Here is a 23,078-nt window from a genome sequence, read left to right on the forward strand (position 1 = left end):
GGCACGCACCGCTCGTCAGGTAGGTGTCGACCTTGGTCGACACGATCTTCCGGAGGAAAGCAGCAATGCAAGGCCAACCCGAATACAGCGGCGGTTGCCAGTGCGGCGCGATCCGCTTCCACGTGCGTGGCGCGCTGACCGACAGCTCGATCTGCCATTGCCGGATGTGCCAGAAGGCCTTTGGTGCCTACTACGCGCCGCTGGTGTCGGTACGCGGTGTGCAGTTCAGCTGGACCCGCGGCCAGCCGCGCTATTTCCAGTCGTCCAACGTGGTGCGGCGTGGCTTCTGCGCCGACTGCGGTACGCCATTGACCTACGAAGCGCCCGATGGCGTGGCGGTGGCTGCTGGCGCGTTCGACGAAGCCGAACGCCTGCCTCCGACGATCCAGTACGGGGTCGAACGCAAGCTGCCCTTCGTCGACAGCCTGGCCAGCCTGCCGGTACGGCGTACCGAGCAGGACATCGCGGCCCTGGACTTCCTGGCCACGATCGTGTCCCACCAGCACCCCGACCACGACACGCCGCACTGGCCACCGCGCAGCCGGTGAGGTTTGTGTAGAGCCGAGCCCATGCTCGGCGGCCTTGAAGCGCGGCCGCCGCCGATGCTCTACCATAGCCACCCCCTTTCCGGTCCCCGCCCGCATGAGCAAGAACAGCCAGTGGATCGTCGGCGTCAACGCCGTCGCCTCCTCCATCGAGAACGACGCCGAGAACGTCCGCGAAGTGCTGGTCGAGGCCGGAGCGAAGAACCCGCGCCTGACCGAGATCGAGGAAAACGCCCGCCGCAAGGGCATCGACGTGCGCAAGGTGAACAGCCAGGCGCTGGACGGTGTGGGGGGCTCGGTGCGCCACCAGGGCGTGGCCGCGCGCTATGCCGCCGCCCGCACCTACAGCGAGAACGAGCTGGAAGGCCTTGTCACTGCGGCCGAGGGCAAGGCGCTGCTGCTGGTGCTGGACGAGGTGCAGGACCCGCACAATCTGGGTGCCTGCCTGCGCTCGGCCGCTGCGGCCGGTGCGACTGCAGTGATCATCCCCAAGGACAAGTCGGCCACGGTCAACGCCACCGTGCGCAAGACCTCGGCCGGCGCCGCCGACCTCATCCCGGTGGTGGCGGTAACCAACCTGTCGCGCTGCCTGAAGGACCTGCAGAAGCAGGGCGTGTGGATCTACGGTCTGGCCGGTGAGGCCACCGCGTCGCTGTACCAGCTGGACCTGAAGGGCAACATCGCGCTGGTGCTGGGCGGCGAGGCCGATGGCCTGCGCCGCCTGACCCGCGAGAACTGCGATGGCCTGGTCAAGATCCCGATGCCGGGCGAGATCGAGAGTCTGAATGTTTCCGTCGCGGCCGGCGTCAGCCTGTTCGAGGCCGTGCGCCAGCGCGGTTGATCTGTTGAGCCGAGCCCACGCTCGGCTATCGCATACCCGATCAGGAAAGCAGCCGAGCATGGGCTCGGCTCTAAGAAGCCGCTACCCCGCGCTGCCACCCAGTGCCTTGAACAGGGTCACGTCGTTGTTCAGCTGGCCCTGGCGCACGCGCGCCAGCGACAGCTCGGCATCGCGCCGGGTCTGCTGCGCTTCCAGCCAGGTGCGCAGATCGGTAGCACCCACGCGATAACGCACTTCCTGCGCGCGCTCCACTTCCACCGCTTCCTCGTACGAAGCCTGCGAGGCAGCGACCTGGCGCGCCAGCTGCTCGCGCGCGGACAGGGCGTTGTCCACTTCCGAGAGCGCGGTGTACAGCGTCTTGCGGAAATTGGTCGCGGCGATCTGATAGCTGGTGCCGGCGATATCGGTATCCAGCTGCGCGCGCTGCAGGTTGAGGAATGGCAGCGAAAGGCCGGCACCCAGCGTGGCCACCGGATTGCGCAGTACATCGCCCAGCGAGGCCGCACTGGAACCGAGGCTGCCGGTCAGGCTCAGCGCCGGGTAGTACTGGGTGGCGGTGACCCTGATGGTCTTCAGGCTGTTGCGCAGGCGGAGTTCTGCCGCACGCAGGTCGGGGCGGCGGCCGAGCAGATCGGCCGGCAGCCCCTCGACAATGCGCGGGCTGTGTGCGCCCAGCAGGTCCTGCGGTTCGTCCTGCTGGGGCCAGGGCGTGCCGTCCAGCAGCACGGTCAGTGCGTTGCGCACCTCCACCCGCTGCTGTTCCAGCGCGCTCTGCGAGGCGCGCTGCGATTGCAGGTTCTGCAGCGCCTGGCGCACTTCCAGGCGCGATACCGCACCGGCGTCGAAGCGGGCCTGCACCAGTTCGCGGGTGCGCTCCAGCCGCTCCAGGTTGGCCTGGCCGGTGGCGATCGACTGGTTCAGGTAGGCCAGGTTCCAGTACTGGGTGATGGTGTCGCTGATCACCAGCAGGGCGGTATTCTGCCGGTCTTCCTCGCTGGCTTCGGCTTCCCAGCGGGCGATGTCGCGCTGGGTGCGCAGGCGTCCCCACAGATCCACCTCCCAGCCCAGCGATACGCCGGTGGAGTAGCTGCGGCGCCATTCGTCGGCCTGGTCGGTGGCGCGGCTGGCATTGCCGCTGACGCCCGATGACGAAGGCTGCGGCCACAGCGCGTTGCTGGCCAGGCCGGCCTGCAGGCGCGAACGCTGCACGGCCAGGCCGGCGGCGGCCAGGTCGCTGTTGGCGGCCAGCGCCTGCGCCACCAGGCGGTCCAGGCGCTCGTCGCCGAAGCCGGTCCACCAGGTGTCCTGGCGGATGTCGTGGCCCGGTGTGTCCAGGCTGCTGCGCGGGTCGTCGGCCGGTGCGTTGAGGGTGGCATCGCCACGCCCATACTGGGCCGCCACGTCGGGATCGGCCACCGGATAGCGGCCGACAGAGGCGCAGCCAGACAGGGCGAGCAGAACGGCACCCGCCAGCAGCCGGCGCGAGGGGGCAGGGAAGGGCAGTCGGGTCATCATCTTCATTCGCGTGCCAGGGCCTCTACCGGGTCAAGCTGCGCGGCGTTGCGCGCGGGCAGGAAGCCGAATGCCACGCCGATCAGGGTCGAGCAGGCGAAGGCGGCAACAATCGAGGCGGTGGAGAACAGCACCTGGAAGTCGCTGGCGAAGCGGCCGATCATCGAGCCCAGCAGCAGGGCCAGGCCGATGCCGAGCACGCCACCGAGCAGGCACACCAGCACCGCTTCGATCAGGAACTGCTGGCGGATATCACCTTGTCGTGCACCGACGGCCATGCGCACCCCGATCTCTCGGGTGCGCTCGGTCACCGACACCAGCATGATGTTCATCACGCCGATGCCGCCGACCAGCAGCGCGATGGCGGCGATGGCGCCGATCAGCAGGGTCATCGTGCGCGTGGTCTGTTCGATGGTGTCGCGGATCTCCGCGCTGTTGCTGAGGAAGAAATCCTCGGTGCCGTGGCGCATCGTCAGCAGGCGGGTGATCGCTTCCTGAGCGGCATCCATCGGTGTGTTGTCGTCCACGCGCACGGTGATGCTGGAGACATGGCTCTGGCCGAGCATGCGCGACATCACCGTGGTGTAGGGCACCCACACGCTGAGGCTGGTGCTGCCACCGAAGCCGAAACTCTGGCGCTTGGCCACGCCGACCACGCGTGCCGGCACGTTGCCGAGCAGGATCACCTGTCCGACCGGGTCGACATCGGGGAAGAACTGGGTCTGGGTGTTCTCGTCGATCACCGCCACCTGGCCCAGGCCCTTGACTGCATCGGCATCGAAGAAGCTGCCACTGAGCAGAGTCACGCCCTTGACCCGGAAGAACTGCTCGCCGACGCCGCTGACCTGGGCGGTGGACGACTGGTTGCGGTAACGCGCGGTGACCGAGGTCGACACGCTGGGCGTGGCGCTGTCCACGTAGCTCTGCTTTGCCAGTGCATCGGCATCGCTGGCCTTGAGCGTCTGTACCCGCGCCGAGCGCATGTCGCCAAAACCGCGGCCGGGGTAGACGTCGATGGTATTGGTGCCGAGCGCGCTGATGTTCTGCAGGATCTGCTGCTGCGAGCCGTTGCCCAGGGCCACCACCGAGACCACCGAGGCGATGCCGATGATGATGCCGAGCATGGTCAGGAAGGTGCGCAGGCGATGGGCGTTCATCGCCAGCAGCGCCATGCGGAACGCTTCGGTGAAGCGGTCGCGGGCCGCCCGCCAGCTGTTGCCGTGGGCGACGCCGGTACTGGCTTCGCGCTGGGCGCGGTAACTCGGCGCATCCGGATTGGCGCGGTCGGCAATGATCTCGCCATCGCGGATCTCGATGATGCGCTGCGCGTGCTGGGCCACGCTCATGTCGTGGGTGACGATGATGATGGTGTGGCCTTCGGCATGCAGTTCGCCGAGGATCGCCATCACTTCCTCACCGGATTTCGTATCGAGCGCGCCTGTTGGTTCGTCGGCCAGGATCACCTCGCCGCCGTTCATCAGGGCGCGTGCGATCGACACGCGCTGCTGCTGGCCACCGGAAAGCTGGCCTGGCTTGTGATGCATGCGGTCGCCCAGCCCCAGCCGCCGCAGCAGTTGCTCGGCACGCGCGTTGCGCACCGGCCCGGGACTGCCGGCGTAAACGGCCGGCACTTCCACATTGCCGCGCGCGTCGAGGTCGCCGAGCAGGTGGTAGCGCTGGAAGATGAAACCAAAATGCTCGCGGCGCAGTTCGGCCAGTTCGTCCGGCTCCATCTTTCCGGTTTCGCGGCCGGCCACTTGGTAGCTGCCGCGAGTGGGACGGTCAAGGCAGCCGAGGATGTTCATCAGCGTCGACTTGCCCGAGCCGGACTGGCCAACGATGGCGACCATCTCGCCGGCGTGGATGTCGAGATGGACGTCGCGCAGTACGGCGATCACATCGTCGCCGGCCGGGAATTCACGTCGCAGGTCGCGCAGGCGCAGCAGCGGCGCCGTCGTGCTCATCGGCGCCCCATGCCCGGGCCACCGACCCGCATCTGCATGCCGCCGCGGTTGCCGCCGGTGCTGGCACCGGCCGCACCGGCTTCGCCGACCACCACGCGCTCGCCTTCCTTCAAGCCGGACAGGATCTCGGCCGAGGCGCCGTTGTTGATGCCCACGGTGACCTTGCGCGGCTGCGGTTGGCCCTCGTCGTCCAGCACCCGCACCATCCGCTCATCGCCACGGCGCTTCGGTCCCAGTGCCACCGCCGGCACCATCAGCACGCCCTTGGCCTGCTTGAGCAGTACCGAGACCTGCGCGGTCATGTCGATGCGCAGCGTGCCGTCCGGGTTTTCCACATCAAACAGCGCGTTGTAGTAGACCGCGCTGCTGGAGCTGGAGCTGGAGGAGCTGCTGGAGCTGGACGAATTCTCGTTGGCGATCGAGGCCGGCGCCGGATTGATCTGGCGCAGCGTGGCGTGATACTTGCGGTCCGGGTCGCCCAGGGTGGTGAAGTACACCGGCATGCCGGGCTTGATCTTGACCACGTCGGCCTCGGAGATCTCGGCATTGACGGTGACCACGTCCAGCCGCGCCAGCATGACGATGGTCGGTGCGGTCTGGTTGGCGTTCACGGTACGGCCTTCCTCGGCCAGCACCGCGACCACGGTGCCGTCCATCGGCGCGGTGATGCGGGTGTAGGCCAGGTTGGCGCGGGCGGTGCCCAGCTCGGTTTCGCGGCCCTTGATCTGCGCCTCGTAGGACTGCAGTTGGGCGCGGGCGGTCTTCAGCTGTGCTTCGGCGGCATCGTATTCCTGGCGCGAGGTGGCCTCGGCGGCCAGCATCTGCTGCTGGCGCGCGAACTCCAGTTCGGCCTGGCGCAGGGTGGCTTGCTGCACCGCGCGCTGGGCGATGACCTGGTCCAGCGAGGCCTGCGCGTTGAGCACCTGGTTCTGCTGGGTGGTGGCATCGATCTCGGCGATCAGGTCGCCTTCCTTCACGCTGTCGCCCAGCTGTACCTTCAGCGATTTGATCTGGCCCGAGGCCTGCGCGCCGACGCTGACCAGCTTGTAGGCGTCGATCACGCCAGTGGCATCCACCGTTTGTTCGATGTCACCGCGGCTGACCGGCGAGGTTGCCACCGCCGGGGCGGCGGGCTTGCGCAGCAGCCACCAGGCGGTCGCGGCGACGATCAGGGCGAGCAGGGCGATCAGCATCAGGCGACTCCGGTGGGTCGCTGGCAGCAGGCGGAACGTCACGTCGTGGCTTCACTCTCGAGGCCGCGAAGGCGGCGTTGATGGGCATTGTGAAGACCGGGCGATGGACGGCTCAATCCTCGGGGTATGTCTGTATGTAACACTGTCGGTGAACAGGCGTAACCACAGGTATCCCGCCCGCGGGTGGATACACTGGTACGCATTGCCCCGGATGCGGTTCAGCTGCCGACACGGGATGATCGCGACATGGAGACTGAAAACCCGATGCATCGACTGCTGATCGTCGACGACGACAACGACATCCGCACGCTGCTGGCCGAGCAGCTCGGCCGCGCCGGCTACCAGGTGAGCACTGCGGCCGATGGCACCGCCATGCGCCAGCTGCTGGACCGCGAGCACGTGGACCTGATCGTGCTGGACCTCAACCTGCCGCGCGAGGATGGTCTGACCCTGTGCCGTGACCTGCGTGCGCGTTCGAACACGCCGGTGATCATGCTGACCGCGCGCGCCGAGCCGATCGACCGCGTGCTGGGCCTGGAAATGGGCGCCGACGACTACCTGGCCAAGCCGTTCGAGCCGCGCGAGCTGCTGGCGCGCATCCGCAACGTGCTGCGCCGGACCGAGGCGCTGCCGGCCAACCTGGAACCGCTGGCGGTACGCCGCGCGCGTTTCTCGCGCTGGGTATTCGACCTGGAGCATCGCCACCTGGTCGATCCGGATGGCCGCGTGGTGGTGCTGTCCGGCGCCGAGTTCCGCCTGCTGCGGGTGTTCATCGCCCACGCCAACAAGGTGCTGTCGCGCGAGCAGCTGGTCGCGCTCAGCAGTGGCCGCAACTACGAGGCTCAGGACCGCGCGATCGACCTGCAGGTCAGCCGCCTGCGCAACAAGCTGGGCGACGATGGTGGCCCGGATGGACTGATCAAGACCGTGCGCAACGAAGGCTACGTGCTGGCCTCGTCGGTCAACCTGGAATAATCCGCGATGAAGCGCCTGCGCCATTTCCTGTCCTCGATGGTCGGGCGGTTGTTCGTGATCCTGCTGCTGGGCATGGCGGTGGCTGCGATCGGCGCGACCATGCTGGCCACCTCCAAGCGCCAGCAGGAGTTCGAGCGGCAGAACCTGAACCGCATCGCCGACCGCCTGCAGGGCTACGTCAACCTGCTGGACGGCAATCCGGAGCTGCGCGAGCGCCTGCTGGCGATCGGCGGGCCGAGCGTGCGCGCGCTGCAGCCGGGCGCACGCCTGGGGCGTGCCGACACGGCGCTGATGGAAGTACTGGAAGACCGCCCCGGGCCGGTGTCGCGCGCGCACGTGCACTTCGCTTCGTTCCGCTCCTGCATTCCCAAACTGCAGGAGCTGCTGCCGCCGCCGCCGCCGGGCCACCGGCGGCCGCCGCGCGAACGCGACCCCGCGTTCATCCCGCCCAGATGCCGTGCAGTGGACGTGACCCTCAACGACGGCACGCTGCTGAAGCTGGCACTGGACTCGCCGGCGGTGGCGCACAACGGCATCCTCGCCGTGGACCCATGGTTCCTGACCCTGCTGGTGCTGGCGATTGCCGTGCTGGCCTATATCGTCGCGCGCATGGCCAGCGCGCCGCTGCAGGAACTGGCCGCAGCCGCAGAAGACCTTGGCGATGACCTGCAGCGCGACCCGTTGCCACTGCGCGGGCCGCGCGAAGTGCAGCGTGCCGCCGAAGCCTTCAACGCCATGCAGCACCGCCTGCAGCGGCACCTGGCCGAACGCACGCAGATGCTGGCGGCGATCACCCACGACCTGCAGACGCCGCTGACGCGGCTGCGCCTGCGCCTGGAGAATGTCAGCGACGAGGCCCTGCGTGAGCGCCTGATCGGCGACCTGGCGGCGATGCAGGCGCTGGTGCGCGAGGGCCTGGAACTGGCGCGCAGCGCCGAGAGTGCCGAGCAGCGCGCCGCACTGGACCTGGATTCGCTGCTGGAGAGCATTGTTGAGGACGCCGCCGAAGGCGGCGGTGATGTGGTCTTCGAAGGGGGCAGTGGTTCGGTGCTGATGTTGCGTCCGTTGGCCATGCACCGGCTGTTCTCCAACCTGGTGGACAACGCGGTGATGTACGCGCAGCGGGCACGGGTGCGGGTTGAGCGGAGCGGCGGTGCAATTACCGTGGTGGTGGCCGATGACGGCCCGGGCCTGGCCGAAGAGCAGCTGGAGGCGGTGTTCGATCCGTTCGTGCGGGTGGAGACCTCGCGTTCGCGCGAAACCGGCGGGGCCGGCCTGGGCCTGACCATCGCGCGCGCCCTGGCCGAGAAGGACGGCGCCCGGCTGTGGCTGCGCAACCGGGCCGAAGGTGGCCTGGAGGCGGTGGTGCAGTGGCCGGCCAGTGCCCAGGTGGTGGCGCCCGGCCGCGCCGGCTGAGTCGGCGCGCTGCGGACGGTGACGCCGGGGCCGCGGTTTGGCCTATCATCTGCGCATCTCCCCAGTCTCCCCCCGATGAGCCAGCCCGTTCCTGCCGGCATGCCATTGCACGCTGCCCGGCCGTTCCCGCACGCTGCCGCGTCCTGCAGCCGCACCTGGCCGCCGCCGCTGCGGTGATGGGCGGGCAGGGGGACAAGAGGCGCTGGGTGGAGCGCCGCGCATCAGGATTCAGGCGGGCACTGCGGCAGGGCCTGTTGTGGCTGCTGCTGGCCCTCGCGCTGCCGTTGGCTGCGCAGGAAGGCGCGCCCCCGCTGCGCGACTACGCCATTGATGTATGGACCTCGCGCAATGGCCTGCCGCACAACTCGCTGCGCGACATTGCGCAGACACCGGAAGGCCATCTGTGGTTCGCCACCTGGGAAGGGCTGGTGCGCTACAACGGCCTGGATTTCACCGTGTTCGACCGCAGCACGCGCCCGGGCCTGCGCGACAACGGCATCGGTGCTCTGTTCGTCGACCGCCAGGGCGGACTGTGGATCAGCGATTCACGCGGCAACGTCAGCCACCGTGGCAGTGATGGCCAATGGCGGGTCTGGGAGCACCAGGCCGATACGCCGCAGGTGTTGATCCAGTCCATGCAGATGGACAGCCAGGGGCGGCTGTGGCTGCTGTACGAAGGCAAGGGCATCGGCTACCTGACGCCGGACAGCGGCATTGTCTACCAGGCGCCGGCGGCGGACCTGCCGATGGCGATGAGCTTCACCAGGCTGGTGGTCGACGCGCAGGACCGGGTCTGGGTCGGTACGCTGGACGGGCTGGTGCTGCGCGACAACGATGGCGTGCTCAAGCGCGCCCCCGCCGCATGGGGGCTGGGTGCCGGCAGTGGCCTGTCGTGGCCCTACCGTGCGCCGGATGGCGCGTTGTGGATCGTCGCCGGTGAGCGCCTGTACCGGGTGGAGGACGACCAGCTGGTGCTGGTGCACCGCCTGCCGGGCCAGCTGCACATGACCTCGATGCTGCAGGACCGGCACGGTGACCTGTGGCTGGGAACCGAGAACCAGGGCCTGCTGCGCATCTCCGCACATGGCCTGGAGCGACTGCCGGCCGGCCTGAACCTGCCGGGCGGACGCGTGGTCAGCCTGCGCGAGGATGCCGAAGGCAGCATCTGGGTGGGCGCCAACGGCGGGCTCTATCGCCTGCGCGAAACGCTGTTCAGCAGCTACACCGAGCGCGATGGGCTCAGTGGCGACTACGTGCGCACGGTATTCGAGGATCGAGATCGCCAGCTGTGGGTCGGCAGCGCCAGTGGCTTGGACCTGCAGACGCCGGATGGCCGGTTCCGTGCCGTGCCGCTGCACAACCGCGGTGGCAAGGCACCGTCCGTCCTGAGCCTGGCGCAGGGGCCGGATGGTGATCTGTGGGTGGGCACCTTCGGCGATGGGGTCTACCGGCTCGGCCGCGACGGCCACCTGCGCCACAACTACGCGGCAGCCGACGGCATGCCGGGTGGCAACATCCGTGCGATCAGCGTTGATTCCCAGGGCGTGGTCTGGGCCGGCACGCAGAAGGGCGTGGTGCGCATCGACGGCGACCATGTGCAGGTCTCGAACGTGCCGGGCATGCCCGGCGGCCTGATCACCGCGCTTGAGCATGACCATCAGGGCAACCTGTGGATCGGCACCATCGAAGGCATCCGCGTGCTGCGCGGCGACCACGTGCAGTCGATCGATCTGGCGCCGCTGGGCGGTGGCCGCAGCGTGTTCGGCTTCCACCAGCTGGGCGACGCGATGTGGATCAGCAGTGATCGCGGCCTTTACCGCTGGCGCAATGGCAGGCTGGCACGGGTCGGCCTGGAGCAGGGCATGCCGGTGGATGCGGTGTTCCAGCTGGTGCCGGATCGCCTTGGCAATGTGTGGATCAGCAGCAATCGCGGCGTGTTGCGCACCGATATGGCCACCCTCAACGCCGTGGCCGATGGCCGCACGCCGCGGGTGGCGGTGGAGCGTTACAACGAGATCGACGGCATGGCCAATGCACAGGCCAACGGCAGCTCCAGCCCATCGGCGATCCTGCGCCAGGACGGCACGTTCTGGGTGGTCACCGCAGGCGGCCTGAGCACGGTCGACCCGCAGCGCCTGCAGCGTTTCCGCGAGCGGCCATCGCCGCCAGCCGCGATCGAGAGCGTGCAGGTGGATGGCGCGCCGGTGCATTGGGAAGGGCCGGATCGCAACCATGTTCCCGGGGGGCGCCGGTTGGCGGTGAGCTATGTCGGCCTGAGCTACCTGATGTCCGACCGGATCCGCTACCGCACGCGGCTGGACGGGCTGGATGCCGGCTGGGTCGAGCGCGGCCCGCAGCGCAGCGTCGAGTTCGTCGGACTGCCGCCGGGCGACTACACCCTGCATGTGGCGGCCGCCCATCCCGGCGGCAGCTGGGGCCAACAGGAGGCGGTGTGGAGCTTCACCGTGGAGCCGTTCTGGTGGCAGCGCCGCAGCGTGCAGGTGCTGGCGGGGATGCTGCTGCTGGCTGGCCTTGTGGCCCTGTACCGGCTGCTGCTGCAGCAGCTGAAGGCCAGCAATCTGCGCCTGGCACGGCGGGTGGACGAAGCGACCTTCGACCTGCAGGCCAAGACGGTGCACCTGCAGGCGCTGAACCAGGAAAAGACCGAACTGGCCGAGCGCCTGGCGCGCCAGGCCGAAGCCTTCGAGCGGCAGGCCCGCGAGGATGCCCTGACCGGCCTGGCCAATCGCCGCGCCTTCGACGAAACGCTGGCGCGTGACTTCGCCCGGTCACAGCGCAGTGGTCATCCGTTGTGCCTGGTGGTGCTCGACATCGATCACTTCAAGGAGGTCAACGACCGCCACAGCCACAGCATCGGCGATGCCGTGCTGGTGCAGGTGGCGTCATTGATCGCAGCGGCCTGCCGCGACTCCGACCTGCCGGCGCGCACCGGCGGCGAAGAGTTCGCGCTGCTGCTCAACGACACCCGCCTGGAGGAAGCCGCACAGCTGTGCGCGCGCCTGCGTGGCCTGTTCCATGATCATCCCGATTGGGGCGGCGTGGCGGGCCTGCGTGTCACCTTCAGCGCGGGCCTGGTAGAGCTGGATGCCGACGACCGCACCCCGGCACTGCTGTACCAGCGCGCCGACCGCGCGCTGTACCGTGCCAAGAGCGACGGCCGCGATCGCACGAGCATCGGTTGATCACATCCACGCATGGCGTGGATCTACTGGAGTGCCGCACCAAGCGGCGGTGCCGACCAATGGTCGGCACCCACCAAAGGAGTACCCACCACAGAGGTCGTCGGCAGCCCCAACGAGCGCAGCGATCCGCTGTTGCTCCTGCTTTTCTGATCTTTCCGTGGCACCCAGCAACGTGTCCGTGGCCGGACGGGTGGGCTGCGCAGGGGCGTGAGCCGCATGGATGCGGCGACCGAGCTTACATGGACGTACTTGCAGCGTCCCCTGCGCAGTCCACCCGCCCGGCCCAACTGATGATTCGCTTCACGCCACGAGGGGCTCCGCCGTTGGCCGCTTCACCGCGGCCAGGCGTTGGCGATGGTGCAGAACAGCCGCGCGGTCTGCTCGGTGTCATACACCGCGCTGTGTGCCTCGTTGGCATCCCAACCCAGCCCGGCGGCGGTGGCCGCACGCGCCAGCACGGTCTGGCCGTAGGCGATACCGGCCAGGGTGACCGTGTCGAACACGCTGAACGGATGGAACGGGTTGCGCTTGTGGCCGGTGCGGGCCACGGCCGCGTTGACGAAGCCGAGGTCGAAATGCGCGTTGTGGCCCACCAGGATCGCGCGCTGGCAGCCGTACTTCTTCATCGCCGCACGCACCGGAGTGAAGATGTGGTCCAACGCCGCTTTTTCTTCCTTGGCCAGCCGGAACGGGTGGTCGAGGATGATGCCGGTCACTTCCAGCGACTTCGGATCGATTTCCAGGCCCTCGGCCGGGACCACGTGGGCACTGGCGGTGTGGCCGGGGTAGAGCAGGCCGTTCTCGTCCATCTCGATCGGCACCGCAGCGATTTCCAGCAGCGCATTGCGCTGGCTGTCGAAGCCACCGGTTTCCACATCCACCACCACCGGCAGGAAGCCGCGGAAGCGTTGTGACATCGCGCGCTGCGCCTGGGGTACTGCGGAATCGGGAGCGGCGGCAGGTGCGGAGGGGGAGTCAGTCATGCGTGAATTCTAGCAGAGCGACCCTGAGCGCCCGGCCAGCCTTCTGCGCATGGGTTCCCTGCGTGGGCGTGTGTCGACCAAGGTCGACACCTACCGGGCACCGCACGCTCAGGATTCCGGTGCCAACCTTGGTTGGCACACGGCGCACCGATCATGGCCGGCATCTAGCGCACCGCAGGCCGTGCCGTCGTGACCGATAGCTGCCACCGGGCCAACCAGGCGTCCACGCTCAGCTTGCCGGCGCCAGTGAAGATCAGCGGCAGCAGCATGGCCATGAACAGCACCGGCAGCTTGAAGTTGCCGTAGCCCTGGTCGCTGATGGCATACCCCATCGCGAGGTCACCCAGCGAATTCCATTGCATCGGCCAATGCACCGCATAGGTCGCCACCACGGTCAGCACCAGCAGGCTGGCGGCGGCGAAGCGGGTACCGAAACCAAACAGCAGGCAGGCCGCGCCAACCAGTTCGAACCAGGTGGCCAGCTGCCAGTTCAGGGCAGCAGGCAGTTGGTTGAACGGGAACGGGAAGGCGTCCTGCAGGTCGGCGAACCAGTTCTGGCCGTGCAGCTTCTCACGGCCGGATTCGAAGTATTCCCAGGCCAGCAGCAGGCGCAGGCCCAGCGGCGCCACCCAAGGGGCGAGACGGTCCAGCCGGCCGCGCGCGGCGGCCAGGAGCGGCAGGTTCATCGTTGGATCTCCAGTGGAAGAGGCGTCAGGGCGGGGGTGCGAGCGGGCCGATCACGCCGGCCTGCAGGAACTGCAGCAGCAGTGCAGCACCGGGCTCGGCCAGTGCGTCTTCGGCCAGGCCGTGCGAGGTGGCCAGCTGCTGCAGGTACGTGTGTCCTTCCAGGCCGGGCCGTTCGCCGATGCTGGCCAGCAGGTGTACCGCCAGCGGGCTGAGCGCGGCGAATCGCACTTCACCGTCGGCTTCGCGGCGGACCAGCAGGCCGGTGGGTTCTGGAAGGGGCTGGGTCGGCGCATCCTCTGCACCGAGACGGTGCACCGGCCATTGGTACAGCAGCGGCCATGCCAGCGGCGAACGCCGCAGCGGCACCCGAAGTGGATCAGTATCGCCAGGCGCAGGAAGCGGTTCGGCCTGCAGCTGGTACAGCGCGGTTTCCACCCACTCGTAGTGCGCCAGTTCGGCCAATGCCGGGTGCGGCAGCTGTGGCTGCGCCTGCAGCCACTGCACAAATTCAGCGGCCAATTCGGTGAACAGCGGTGTCTGGCAGCGATGCGTGGCGAAGTAGTGGCGCACCAGGGCGCTCCAGGCCGGTTCGCCAAGCAGGCGCACGCAGACCGGGAAACCGTTGCTCAACAGGCCGAGCAGGTTGTTGAACAGCAGGTGCCGGTATACCGCGACCCGGCGTGGATCCAGGCCGGCCGGCGCAGGTACCGCCTGCGGGTCGCGCAGGTGTGCGGTGAACGCGTGCTGCTGCGCGCGCAGGGTGTCGGCGGAATCAATCATGTGCCATCCCGGCGTGCGTGGCCTGCAGGCGGCGGATGGTCTGCAGTTCGCCCTGCAGTTCTGCATAAGGCGGGAAATTGAAATCGCGTTCGAGCAGGGTGGGGCGCGGGCCGATGCGTGCATAGGTACGTGCCAGCAGCGCCCAGACCGGATCGATCACCGCGCTGCCGTGGGTATCGATTTTCAGGTCCGGGGCTTCATCCAGATGACCGGCCACATGCAGGCAGACGATGCGCTGCGCAGGCAGGCCGGCGATGAAGGCATCGGCATCGTAGCCGTGGTTGCAGGCGTTGACGTAGACGTTGTTGACGTCCAGCAGCAGGTCGCAGTCGGCTTCGGCGAGCACCGCATTGGTGAACGCCAGCTCGTCCATCGCCGGTTCCGGTGCCAGGTAGTAGGACACGTTCTCCACCGCGATACGGCGGCCCAGCAGGTCCTGCACCGTGCGGATGCGCGCGGCGGTATGGCGCACGGCTTCGTCGGTAAAGGGAATCGGCAGCAGGTCGTACAGGTGGCCGTCGTCGCTGCAGTAGCTCAGGTGCTCGCTGTACAGCGGCACGCGGTGCTTCTCCAGGAACCGGCCGACCTGTTCCAGCAGCTGGGTATCCAGCGGTGCACTGCCGCCCAGCGACAGCGACAGGCCGTGGCAGCTCAGCGGATGGCGCTGCGCCAGTTCGGCCAGGGCATCACCGGCCGGGCCGCCGACATGGATCCAGTTCTCCGGTGCGCATTCGAGGAAGTCGAAGTCGCCTTCCGGGGCGTCACGCAGGTCCTGCAGCAGCGCCCGGCGCAGGCCCAACCCGGCGGCCGCCGCACGAAGCGGCGACCGCGGGTGGACGAGGCTGGCGCGGACGTCAGTGCTTGCCACCGCACTTGCCTTCGCCGCACTTGCCTTCAGCCGACTTCGTGTCGCCGGCCTTGGCCTTGGCGCCCGCTGCGCCGGCAGCCTTGCCCTGGTCGGCACCGCACTTGCCTTCGCCGCTCTTGCCATCGGCACCACACTTGCCTTCGGCGTGCTTGGTTGCGTCAGCGGCCATCTTGGTGTCGGCGGCCTTGGCATCGGTGCTGGCCTTGGCTGCCTGGCCGGCCACAAGGTAGCCCTGGGCGAGGTCGCTCATGCTCAGCGCCGAGGCGCTGGCGGTCATGCCCAGGCCGGCGGCCAGGGCGGTAGCGGTCAGCAGGGACAGGGTCTTGTTGGAACTGCTCATCGGTCTTACTCCTGGGTGGTGGGCAGGTGCCCGGGGTGAAACGATGGTGCAGCGATCCTACTCAACGAATCCTCGCCAAGAACTCAAATTTTCGTGAGATTTGTTACAGAAGCATCCGGAAGGTCTGCGCCGGGCAAGCACGGCGCCCACAACGCGGGCGGAACACCGCAAAAAAGGAAGGCCGCTGTCACAGGACAGCGGCCACCTTGGAGTCGACTCCGGTGTTGCAGTGCAGCGTCAGGGCTGGCCGGTGCTGGAGGTCTCGTCACGCTTCTCACGCGGTGGCAGCGGCTGCTCGCCGTGCACCAGGAACCACACGTTCTCGGCGATGTTGGTCGCGTGGTCGCCCACGCGCTCCAGGTTCTTGGCCATGAACAGCAGGTGGGTGCACGGGGTGATGTTGCGCGGGTCTTCCATCATGTACGTGAGCAGCTCGCGGAACAGCGCCGTGTACTGGGCGTCCAGGCGGGCGTCGTCCTCGCGCAGTGCCAGTGCGGCCTCGGCATCGTTGTCGCGGTAGGCGGCGATGGCACGGCGCACCTGCTGCGCGGCCAGGCGGCCCAGCGCGCGCAGGCCCTGGATCTGCGGCAGCGGCGGCACCTTGCCCAGCGCGATCGAGCGCTTGGCCACGTTCGCTGCATAGTCGCCGATGCGCTCGATGTCGGCCGGGATGCGCAGGCCAGCGAGGATCTCGCGCAGGTCGCGCGCCATCGGCCCACGCAGCGCCAGGCGCATCACGTCGTGGCTGATCTGCTGCTCAAGCGCGTCGATCGCTTCGTCGTTGGCGATGATGCGATGGGCGGCGTTCTCATCGCGTTTCTCGATCACGTCCATCGCCGCTTCGAGCTGGGCGACGGCCATCTCGCCCATGCGCACGATTTCGGCCACCAGGCGCTGCTGCTCCTCGTCGTAGCTCTTGACGATGTGGTCGTTGGGAAGGTTCATGGTTGTTCCGCTCTGTAGAGTCGAGCCATGCTCGACAGACGTTGTCTGGAGAGTCGAGCCACGCTCGACTGAGGTTTCAGCCGAAGCGACCGGTGATGTAGTCCTCGGTCTGCCGCTGCGACGGCTGCGAGAAGATCACTTCGGTGCGGTCGTGCTCGATCAGGTCGCCCAGGTACATGAAGGCGGTGTAGTCGGACACGCGCGCAGCCTGCTGCATGTTGTGGGTGACGATCACGATCGTGTACTCGTGCTTGAGTTCTTCCACCAGCTGCTCGATGCGGCTGGTCGAGATCGGGTCCAGCGCCGAGGTCGGCTCGTCCAGCAGCAGCACCGACGGGCGCAGGGCCACGGCACGGGCGATGCACAGGCGCTGCTGCTGGCCACCGGACAGGCCCAGTGCGCTCTGCCCCAGCTTGTCCTTCACTTCGTCCCACAGTGCGCCCTGGCGCAGCGCCTGCTCGACTCGGTCGGCCATGTCGGCCTTGCTCAGCTTCTCATGGTGGCGAATGCCGTAGGCCACGTTCTCGAAGATGGTCATCGGGAACGGCACCGGCTTCTGGAACACCATGCCGACCTTGCTGCGCAGGCGGTTCATCGGATACTTCGGCGACAGGATGTTCTCGCCGTCCAGCAGCACCTCGCCGCGCGCTTCCAGCTTCGGGTACAGCGCGTAGATGCGGTTGAAGATGCGCAGCAGGGTCGATTTGCCGCAACCGGAAGGACCGATCAGCGCGGTCACGCGCTTCTCCGGGATTTCCAGGTTGATGCCCTTCAGGGCGTGGAACTTGTCGTAGTAGAAGTCCAGTCCGCGCGCGGCAAGCTTGACCGGAGCCGGGGTGTGCAGGCTCTCGTGCGAGGACGGCACGGCGATGCGCTGCATCGGCACGGCGTTGGAAAGGTCGTTCATGGCGTTATCCACGGAAAGGTCAGTCATGGGAGATACGGTTGCGCAGCAGGATGCCGCGGGCGGCAAGGCTGACCAGCAGCACGAAGACAGTCAGCACCAGGGCACCGGCCCAGGCCAGTACCTGCCAGGATTCATACGGGCTGCCGGCGAACTGGTTCATCACCACCGGCACCGAAGCCATCGGCTGGAAGATGTTGTTGTTCCAGTACTGGTTGCCGAAGGCGGTGAACAGCAGCGGAGCGGTCTCGCCGGAAATGCGGGCCAGCGCCAGCAGGATGCCGGTGATGATGCCGGCCGAGGCACTGCGGTACAGCACCTGCACGATCACCTTCCACTGCGGGATGCCCAGCGACAGGGCCGCTTCGCGCATCTGCGAGGGCACCAGGCGCAGCATTTCGTCGGTGGTGCGTACCACCACCGGCAGCACGATGAAGGCCAGCGACAGGGCGCCGGCGAATGCCGAGAAGTTGCCCCCGGTCTGCATCACGTACAGCGTGTAGACGAACAGGCCCAGCACGATGGACGGCGCCGACAGCAGGATGTCGTTGACGAAGCGGACCACGGTGCCGGCCTTGCGGGCGTTGCCATACTCGGCCAGCCAGGTACCGGCCAGCACGCCCAGCGGGGTGCCGATGCCGATGGCCAGTGCACACATCACGGCACTGCCGAAGAAGGCGTTGGCGAGGCCGCCGTCCTGCATCGGCGGCGGGGTCATCTTGGTGAACAGATCCCAGTTGATGCCGGCCAGGCCCTTGGCAGCCAGGGTGAACAGGATCCAGCCCAGAAAGAACAGGCCGAACAGGGCGGTGGCGCAGGACGCAGTGATCGCAACGACGTTGCCGATGCGGCGGCGCAGGTACAGCGAATCAGCGGTGGTGGACATCAGTTGCCCTCCTTGCGGGACAGGCGCATCAGCATCAGGCGGGCGATGGCCAGCACCACGAAAGTGACGATGAAGAGGACGAAGCCGAGCAGCAGCAGGGCCGAACGGTAGGTTTCAGTGGCTTCGCCGAAATCATTGGCGATCAGCGCGGCGATGGTGGTGCCCGGTTCCAGCAGCGACGGCGACAGGCGCACGCTGTTGCCGATCACGAAGGCCACCGCCATCGTTTCGCCCAGCGCGCGGCCCAGGCCGAGGAAGATGCCGCCGATGACCGCCGAACGGGTGTAGGGCAGGACGATGTCCCAGCTCACTTCCCACTTGGTGGAGCCCAACGCGTAGGCCGATTCCTTCAGACGGGTGGGCACGGTCAGGAACACCTCGCGCATCACCGAGGAAATGAACGGAATGACCATGATGGCCAGCACGAAACCGGCGGTGAGCATGCCGATGCCCAGCGGCGGGCCCTGGAACATCGGGCCGATGACCGGCCATTCGCCCAGGGTCTCGTTGAGGAACGGGGTGACGTACTCGGTCATCACTGGCACCAGCACGAACAGGCCCCACATGCCGTAGATGATCGAGGGGATGCCGGCCAGCAGTTCGATGGCGGTACCGACCGGGCCACGCAGCCAGCGCGGCGCGACTTCGGTGAGGAAGAAGGCGATGCCGAAGCTGACCGGCACGGCGATGACCATCGCGATGACGGCGGTGACCAGGGTGCCGTAGATCGGAGCCAGGGCGCCGAACTTGTTTTCGACCGGATTCCAGTCGGCGGAGAAGAAGAAGCTCAGCCCCTGCATCTGCAGGGCATGGCGACCGCCCCACAGCATCGACAGCGCGGCGCAGGCCAGGGCGATCAGGACGAAGATGACGGTGCCGACCAGCACCCATCGGAACAGTTTGTCGTTGCGGGCATCACGCGCATCACGCGTGGACGGGGCGGCTACAGGCTGGGCGATGGCATTCATGGGGACGGCTGGGCCAGGAAGGGGCGGGGCGGCACGGCGTGGAACAAGCGGTGCCCGCGCGGGGCGGGCACCGTCGAGTCCATCACTTCAGGTCGGTCGCCCAGTAGGCCTCGATCTGCTTGACCAGTTCGGCCGGCAGCGGCACGTAGTGCAGCTCGTTGGCCTGGGCCTGGCCGTTCTCGAAGGCCCACTTGAAGAAGGCCAGGGTGTCCTGGTTGCGTTTGGCGTCCTTCGGCTGCTTCTGCATCAGCATGAAGTTGGTGGCGGTGATCGGCCACGCCTGCTCGCCCGGGGCGTTGGTGATGACCAGGTTGAAGTCCTTGGCGCTGGCCCAGTCGGCGCTGGCGGCCGCAGCGGCGAAGGTTTCCGCGCTCGGCTCGACCCAGTTGCCGGCGGCGTTCTGCATGGCGGTGTACGGCATGCCGTTCTGCAGGGCATAGGCCAGTTCGACGTAGCCGATCGAGCCCTTGATCTGCTTCACGTAGGACGCAACGCCTTCATTGCCCTTGCCACCGACGCCGTCCGGCCACTGCACCGAGGTGCCTTCGCCGACCTTGCTCTTCCACTCCGGGCTGACCTTGGACAGGTAGTTGGAGAAGTTGAAGGTGGTGCCCGAACCGTCCGAACGGTGGACCAGGGTGATCTTGCCATCCGGCAGCTTCACGCCCGGGTTGGCGGCGACGATCGCCGGGTCGTTCCAGGTCTTGACCTTGCCCAGGAAGATGTCGGCCAGCAGGGCGCCGCTCAGGCGCAGCTTGCCGGCTTCCAGGCCTTCGATGTTGACCACCGGCACCACGCCGCCGATGGCCGACGGGAACTGCGCCAGGCCGGCCTGGGCCAGCTCCTCGCTGCTCAGCGGCTTGTCGGACGAACCGAAGTCGACGGTCCCGGCCTTGATCTGGGCGATGCCGCCGCCGGAGCCGATCGACTGGTAGTTGATCTTGGCGCCGGTGCTGGCGTTGTAGTCAGCCGACCACTTGGAGACCAGCGGGAAGATGAAGGACGCGCCCGCGCCGGACACTTCGGCGGTCACCTTGGCACCGGCGGCGGCCGGAGCGGCGGTACCGTCGGCAGCCGGCTGCTGCGCGGCCTGCTTGTCGCCACCGCAGGCCGACAGGCCCAGGGCGATGGCCAGGGAAAGGGCGGCAAGGCCGGCCGAGTGCAGTTTCATGGTCACTCCATAGCGGGGAAGAGCCGACGTGGTCGGCGGATGCGGCTATGAAATGATGTTTTTGTTACAGCCGTATTACGACCATGACAGAGGTGTACTGGATCACGTTCTGACAAGGGTTTCACAGGGTTGGCGCCGATCCGGCCGGGACCCGGAAACCCCGGATCTGCGCACTGATATGACGGCGGGTTGGTCCTTGCAGCGTCAATGCGCGACAGCTCCCTGCCCACGGTAGGTGCGGACCGTTGGTCCGCACGCTCCAGAGCGCAGCCGAGCGTCGGCTCGGCTCTACAGAGGCAGGTGCATCCCCGAAAACAAGAAGAGCGCGAGATCTCGAGGATCTCGCGCCCGGGTGGGAGCGGCGGGGGAGAGAGGACCCGCCGCCCCCGTTCCTGCAGGGGAACGCGCTTACTTCAGGTTCTGCGACCAGTAGGTCTCGATCTGGCGGACCAGGCTGTCCGGCAGCGGCACGTAGTCCAGCTGGCGGGCCTGGGCGTCGCCGTTCTTGTAGACCCAGCGGAAGAACTCCTGGGTCGCCTTGCCATTGGCAGCATTCTTCGGCGTCTTCTGCACCAGGATGAAGTTGGTGGCGGTGATCGGCCAGGACTCGGCGCCCGGCGCATTGGTCATCACCAGGTAGAAGTCGCGGGCGTTGGCCCAGTCGGCGCTGGCAGCGGCGGCAGCGAACGAGGTGTCGCTCGGCTGCACGAACTTGCCGGCGGCATTCTTCATCGCGGTGTAGGAGAGCTTGTTCTGAAGCGCGTAGGACAGTTCGACATAGCCGATGCCGCCCTTGATCTGCTTCACATAGGCGGCAACACCTTCGTTGCCCTTGCCGCCGATGCCGGCCGGCCACTGCACCGAGGTGCCTTCACCGACCGAGCTCTTCCACTCCGGGCTGACCTTGGACAGGTAGTTGACGAAGTTGAAGGTGGTGCCCGAGCCGTCCGAACGATGCACGACGGTGACCTTGGCGTTGGGCAGGGTCACGCCCGGGTTCAGTGCGGCGATGGCCGGGTCGTTCCAGCTCTTGATCTTGCCCAGGAAGATGTTGGCCAGCACGGCGCCGTCCAGCTTCAGCGCGCCCGGCGCGATGCCGGCCACGTTGACTACCGGCACCACGCCGCCGATCACCGACGGGAACTGCGCCAGGCCTGCAGCAGCCAGGTCTTCCGGCTTCAGCGGCGCATCGGAAGAGCCGAAATCAACGGTCTTGGCCTTGATCTGGGCAATACCGCCGCCGGAACCGATGGACTGGTAGTTGACCTTGTTGCCGGTTGCGGCGCTGTAGTCGGCCGACCACTTGGACATGACCGGGTAGATGAACGATGCGCCCGCGCCGGTGATGTCGGCGGCGTTGGCGGCGAACACGGACGATGCAGCCAGGATGGCGACAGCGGCGCGCGATTTGAAGGCGTGGATCACGGGGAGACTCCTGGGGTGGTGGTCGAAGGGCGGTTGCCCGACGTTTCGGTGCACATTCCATAACGGTTGCGTGACACGTCCGCGTCTGTCATATGACGCGGGCGTGACACGCGTCATGAGGGATGTCACGTCCGCTGCGCCGGCAGGGCGGCACGGGTACCGCTGCAACGACGAAGGCACGGCCGGGGCCGTGCCTTCGCGGTTCAATGCAGGTGGCTGGACTTACCAGAAGAACTGCGCGCGGGCTTCCAGGATGTTGGGATCGTCGTTGACGAAACCGCGCGCCGTGGAGCTGTACTTCTTGCTGTCGACCATCACGTAGTTGAGCATCAGCTTGAAGTTGGAACGCAGGTACCAGTTGGCGCCCACGGTCCAGATGTCCATCTTGCCACCCAGCACGCCATCGACGATCGGCGGGCGACCGGCGACCGGATTGGCGGCGAGGTTGCCGTCATTGAGGTCCATGTGGTCGTAGCGCACGCCCAGCTGCCACTGGCCGCCGGCCGGGTTGTTCGGCAGGCCGGTGCCCGGAGTGCCGCCCTTGTAGCTCCAGGTCTCGCCGGTGACGTTCCACACGCCGCTGATGTAGTAGCCGTCGCTGGTGTAGTTGTCGTGGTCGTAGCGCTTGGCCTTGCTGGTGTAGTACTCGGCCTGGGCCTTGAACGGGCCCTGGAAGTACATCGCTTCGGCACCGATGGTGCTGACGCGGTCGGTGTCGGTCAGGTTTCCGCTGTCAACCAGGCGGGCAGTGGCGAGGTCGGCATTCGGACGCGCACGCACGCGCAGGGTGTCGGCGTCGGCGTCGTAGTTGACGTAGCTCAGACCGAAGTGCAGGACCTGGCCCTTTTCATTGATCGGGGCCCAGGTGCCACGCGCGCCGTAGCCGCTGCCGTGGGCCAGGTTGCGGGTCAGCTCGCGGCCGAAGGCGCTGGCGGTCACCGACCAGTTGTCCTGGCCGTAGCTGTACGCGCCGCCCAGGCGGCGGGCGATGGCATAGGTATTGGTGACCGCTGCCTTGGAAATGAAATCGTTGTTCTTGGTGCTGGACAGTTCTTCCAGGCTGTTGGGCTGCTTGAACTGGCCCAGCTGCAGGAAGTGGTTGGCGTTGCCCAGCAGCTTGTACTTCACGTTGGTGTCGAGGAACTTGTCGGCCTTGGCGTCATAGCCGACCACCCACTCCACGTTGCCCGGGCCCTTTCCCTTCAGCACCAGCTCGGCGCGACGCAGTTCGAATTCGCTGTTCTTGCCGTTGCCGGCGTCGCCACCGTTGAGGTCGACCACATCGTTGTGGAACCAGTTGCCGTCGGCCTGGACCAGGCCTTCGAAGGTGATTTCCGAACCGCCGATCACGTCGATGGCGACTTCGGCGTGTGCAGCCGGCACATACAGCGCAGCAGCCACGGCCACCGTCAGGAGTTGGTGATGCAGTTTCATGGAGAGGAGCCTTGCAGGCAGGTGGGAAGATGCGCGCA

20 protein-coding genes are annotated in these 23,078 nt (G+C 67.4%); 5 read left to right on the top strand and 15 right to left on the bottom strand.

Going from position 1 to position 23,078, the window contains the following annotated elements:
- Positions 1-65 precede the first annotated feature (65 nt).
- Together ACSDHM_RS05150 and rlmB are read left to right on the top strand one after the other, a co-directional pair.
- Complete coding sequence (locus tag ACSDHM_RS05150) at positions 66-548, top strand: GFA family protein (protein ID WP_439426712.1); 483 nt, start codon at positions 66-68, stop codon at positions 546-548.
- Between the two features lie 94 nt (positions 549-642).
- Positions 643-1,386, top strand: a complete 744-nt coding sequence (gene rlmB, locus ACSDHM_RS05155; protein ID WP_005408775.1) for a 23S rRNA (guanosine(2251)-2'-O)-methyltransferase RlmB — start codon at positions 643-645, stop codon at positions 1,384-1,386.
- Positions 1,387-1,467: 81 nt separating this feature from the next.
- On the opposite strand, the gene ACSDHM_RS05160 is transcribed toward rlmB, so the two are convergent.
- The 3 genes from ACSDHM_RS05160 to ACSDHM_RS05170 are packed head-to-tail and all read right to left on the bottom strand — an operon-like array spanning position 1,468 to position 6,097.
- Positions 1,468-2,907, bottom strand: coding sequence for an efflux transporter outer membrane subunit (locus tag ACSDHM_RS05160; RefSeq protein WP_111007607.1), 1,440 nt, complete (start codon positions 2,905-2,907; stop codon positions 1,468-1,470).
- Complete coding sequence (locus ACSDHM_RS05165) at positions 2,904-4,862, bottom strand: MacB family efflux pump subunit (protein ID WP_227838069.1); 1,959 nt, start codon at positions 4,860-4,862, stop codon at positions 2,904-2,906. Before ACSDHM_RS05165 ends, ACSDHM_RS05160 begins: the two co-directional genes overlap by 4 nt.
- Positions 4,859-6,097, bottom strand: a complete 1,239-nt coding sequence (locus tag ACSDHM_RS05170; RefSeq protein ID WP_439426713.1) for an efflux RND transporter periplasmic adaptor subunit — start codon at positions 6,095-6,097, stop codon at positions 4,859-4,861. The genes ACSDHM_RS05165 and ACSDHM_RS05170 overlap by 4 nt, the downstream gene beginning before the upstream one ends.
- Positions 6,098-6,301: 204 nt before the next feature.
- Here ACSDHM_RS05170 and ACSDHM_RS05175 point away from each other — a divergent pair, with 204 nt between their 5' ends.
- From ACSDHM_RS05175 to ACSDHM_RS05185, 3 genes are all read left to right on the top strand, one after another.
- Positions 6,302-7,030: a response regulator gene (locus ACSDHM_RS05175; protein ID WP_005415886.1), complete on the top strand. Its 729-nt coding sequence runs from the start codon at positions 6,302-6,304 to the stop codon at positions 7,028-7,030.
- A 6-nt stretch (positions 7,031-7,036) separates the two neighbouring features.
- Positions 7,037-8,446, top strand: a complete 1,410-nt coding sequence (locus ACSDHM_RS05180) for an ATP-binding protein (RefSeq protein ID WP_072166784.1) — start codon at positions 7,037-7,039, stop codon at positions 8,444-8,446.
- A 176-nt stretch (positions 8,447-8,622) separates the two neighbouring features.
- Positions 8,623-11,649, top strand: a complete 3,027-nt coding sequence (locus ACSDHM_RS05185) for a ligand-binding sensor domain-containing diguanylate cyclase (RefSeq protein ID WP_088497688.1) — start codon at positions 8,623-8,625, stop codon at positions 11,647-11,649.
- A 332-nt stretch (positions 11,650-11,981) separates the two neighbouring features.
- Here the strand turns inward: ACSDHM_RS05185 and rnt are convergent, their stop codons facing one another.
- The 12 genes from rnt to ACSDHM_RS05245 form a co-directional block, all read right to left on the bottom strand.
- Positions 11,982-12,566, bottom strand: coding sequence for a ribonuclease T (gene rnt, locus ACSDHM_RS05190; protein ID WP_188241231.1), 585 nt, complete (start codon positions 12,564-12,566; stop codon positions 11,982-11,984).
- A 230-nt stretch (positions 12,567-12,796) separates the two neighbouring features.
- Positions 12,797-13,318: an HvfX family Cu-binding RiPP maturation protein gene (locus tag ACSDHM_RS05195; protein WP_072166783.1), complete on the bottom strand. Its 522-nt coding sequence runs from the start codon at positions 13,316-13,318 to the stop codon at positions 12,797-12,799.
- A 25-nt stretch (positions 13,319-13,343) separates the two neighbouring features.
- Positions 13,344-14,099, bottom strand: a complete 756-nt coding sequence (locus ACSDHM_RS05200; RefSeq protein ID WP_439426714.1) for an HvfC family RiPP maturation protein — start codon at positions 14,097-14,099, stop codon at positions 13,344-13,346.
- Positions 14,092-14,967: an HvfB family MNIO-type RiPP peptide maturase gene (locus ACSDHM_RS05205; protein ID WP_072166781.1), complete on the bottom strand. Its 876-nt coding sequence runs from the start codon at positions 14,965-14,967 to the stop codon at positions 14,092-14,094. Before ACSDHM_RS05205 ends, ACSDHM_RS05200 begins: the two co-directional genes overlap by 8 nt.
- Entirely contained in the window at positions 14,954-15,307 is a 354-nt protein-coding gene (locus ACSDHM_RS05210) for a hypothetical protein (protein WP_334271801.1), read from the bottom strand. Before ACSDHM_RS05210 ends, ACSDHM_RS05205 begins: the two co-directional genes overlap by 14 nt.
- A 237-nt stretch (positions 15,308-15,544) precedes the next feature.
- Entirely contained in the window at positions 15,545-16,252 is a 708-nt protein-coding gene (gene phoU / locus ACSDHM_RS05215; RefSeq protein ID WP_005415893.1) for a phosphate signaling complex protein PhoU, read from the bottom strand.
- Between the two features lie 76 nt (positions 16,253-16,328).
- On the bottom strand, positions 16,329-17,159 hold the full coding sequence (gene pstB, locus ACSDHM_RS05220) for a phosphate ABC transporter ATP-binding protein PstB (RefSeq protein WP_049411272.1): 831 nt from the start codon (positions 17,157-17,159) through the stop codon (positions 16,329-16,331).
- Positions 17,160-17,178: 19 nt separating this feature from the next.
- Positions 17,179-18,042, bottom strand: coding sequence for a phosphate ABC transporter permease PstA (pstA, locus tag ACSDHM_RS05225; protein WP_005415894.1), 864 nt, complete (start codon positions 18,040-18,042; stop codon positions 17,179-17,181).
- Positions 18,042-19,010: a phosphate ABC transporter permease subunit PstC gene (gene pstC / locus ACSDHM_RS05230; protein WP_012479635.1), complete on the bottom strand. Its 969-nt coding sequence runs from the start codon at positions 19,008-19,010 to the stop codon at positions 18,042-18,044. The genes pstA and pstC overlap by 1 nt, the downstream gene beginning before the upstream one ends.
- Before the next feature lie 82 nt (positions 19,011-19,092).
- Positions 19,093-20,181, bottom strand: coding sequence for a phosphate ABC transporter substrate-binding protein PstS (pstS, locus tag ACSDHM_RS05235; protein WP_057495933.1), 1,089 nt, complete (start codon positions 20,179-20,181; stop codon positions 19,093-19,095).
- A 408-nt stretch (positions 20,182-20,589) separates the two neighbouring features.
- Positions 20,590-21,606, bottom strand: a complete 1,017-nt coding sequence (gene pstS, locus ACSDHM_RS05240; RefSeq protein ID WP_072166779.1) for a phosphate ABC transporter substrate-binding protein PstS — start codon at positions 21,604-21,606, stop codon at positions 20,590-20,592.
- Positions 21,607-21,828: 222 nt separating this feature from the next.
- Positions 21,829-23,040 carry an OprO/OprP family phosphate-selective porin gene (locus ACSDHM_RS05245; protein ID WP_049411264.1) on the bottom strand — a complete coding sequence of 404 codons (1,212 nt, stop codon included), beginning with the start codon at positions 23,038-23,040 and terminating at the stop codon, positions 21,829-21,831.
- Positions 23,041-23,078 lie beyond the last annotated feature (38 nt).

This window comes from Stenotrophomonas sp. T8 (assembly GCF_051853085.1).
GTDB classification, from domain to species: domain Bacteria; phylum Pseudomonadota; class Gammaproteobacteria; order Xanthomonadales; family Xanthomonadaceae; genus Stenotrophomonas; species Stenotrophomonas sepilia.